This is a genomic window from Natrarchaeobius versutus (assembly GCF_041205745.1).
Classification (GTDB): Archaea; Halobacteriota; Halobacteria; order Halobacteriales; family Natrialbaceae; genus Natrarchaeobius; species Natrarchaeobius versutus.
This window is the reverse complement of record NZ_JBGFCC010000027.1, coordinates 1-604: the sequence shown is the minus strand read 5'-3', so window position 1 is coordinate 604 and position 604 is coordinate 1. Positions and strand designations below refer to the sequence as shown.

At 59.9% G+C, this 604-nt stretch carries 1 pseudogene; it reads left to right on the top strand.

The annotated features are described in order from the left end of the window. Window positions 1-167: 167 nt before the first annotated feature. Window positions 168-604: pseudogene (locus AB7C87_RS24175) on the top strand (Fe-S oxidoreductase); the annotation flags it as partial.

Below are 604 nucleotides of genomic sequence, written 5' to 3'. Positions count from 1 at the left end.
CCGAACGCGCCGATCATGGACATCGCCGACTACGCCATCCACGACGACCTCTTCGACGTCGTTCCCGCGCTCACCGAGCAGTTCCAGTGAACGGGAGGTGCCGTGAACGCGGATCTGAGTTGACGTGCACAAGAAGAATTAAGTTCTCGTCCTGCCCGAGGTAGCGTATGAGTATCATTGCCCAGACGGAGGTGACGAGAGAGACCTACTGGGGGATCAGTTCTACCGGGTACGCGGTGTTCTATCTCCTCACCGCCATCACGCTCCTCGTCTTCGCTTACGGCGTCTATCGGCGGTTCGCCCGGTACGCCGACGGTGACGACGATCCGTTCGCCCGCGTCGACGAGTTGCCGCGTCGAATCGCCGCCGCATCGAAGATCGTTCTCTCGAACGAGAAACAGTTCGACAGGGATCTCTACGGCGGGCTGATGCACGCGTTTGTTCTGTGGGGCTTTCTCACCCTCCTGATCGCGACGCTCATCATCGGCTTCGAACAGTACGCCACCGAGATGCTCCTGAACCTCTCGTTCTGGGAGGGCGACTTCTATCTGGCCTACCAGTTCGTCGTCGACGCGATGGGACTGTTGTTCGTCGTCGGGATCGG